Origin of the sequence: Streptomyces albospinus, from assembly GCF_014648695.1 — a bacterium.
Lineage (GTDB): Bacteria > Actinomycetota > Actinomycetes > Streptomycetales > Streptomycetaceae > Streptomyces > Streptomyces albospinus.
Genome location: NZ_BMRP01000105.1, coordinates 6,866 through 7,427, shown reverse-complemented (window position 1 = coordinate 7,427; position 562 = coordinate 6,866). Strand labels below are relative to the sequence as shown.

The following is a 562-nucleotide window of genomic DNA, read 5'->3' as shown; positions in this document are numbered from 1 at the left end:
ACACCGTCGCCGTCATCGGCTGCGGCGGCGTCGGCAACGCCGCCATCGCCGGCGCCTCGCGGGCCGGCGCGCGACGGGTCATCGCCATCGACCTGGACGACGGCAAGCTGGACGCCGCCGAGCGGTTCGGCGCCACCGACACCGTCAACTCCCGTGGTACGGACCCGATCGAGGCGGTCCGGCAGCTGACGGGTGGTCATGGCGCGGATGTGGTGATCGACGCGGTGGGCCGCCCGGAGACCTACCGGCAGGGGTTCTACATGCGCGACCTGGCCGGAACCCTCGTCCAGGTCGGCGTACCGGACCCGGACATGCGCATCGAGCTGCCGCTCATCGACCTCTTCTCGCGCGGCGGCGCGCTCAAGTCGTCCTGGTATGGCGACTGTCTGCCCAGCCGCGACTTCCCCGTACTGATCGATCTCTTCCTGAGCGGCAAGCTCAACCTGGAGCGCTTCGTCAGCGAGACGATCACGCTCCACGACGTCGAGGCGGCCTTCGGCAAGATGCAGCGCGGCGAGGTGCTGCGGTCGGTGGTGTCGCTCTAGTCCAGGGCATCCAGGGC

The 562-nt window shown here is 69.9% G+C and carries 1 protein-coding gene; it reads left to right on the top strand.

Annotated elements, in window-relative coordinates; all coding sequences use genetic code 11:
• On the top strand, window positions 1-545 hold a 545-nt coding region (locus tag IEZ17_RS41125; protein ID WP_189308750.1), incomplete at its 5' end, for a zinc-binding dehydrogenase.
• Between the last annotated feature and the right edge of the window lie 17 nt (window positions 546-562).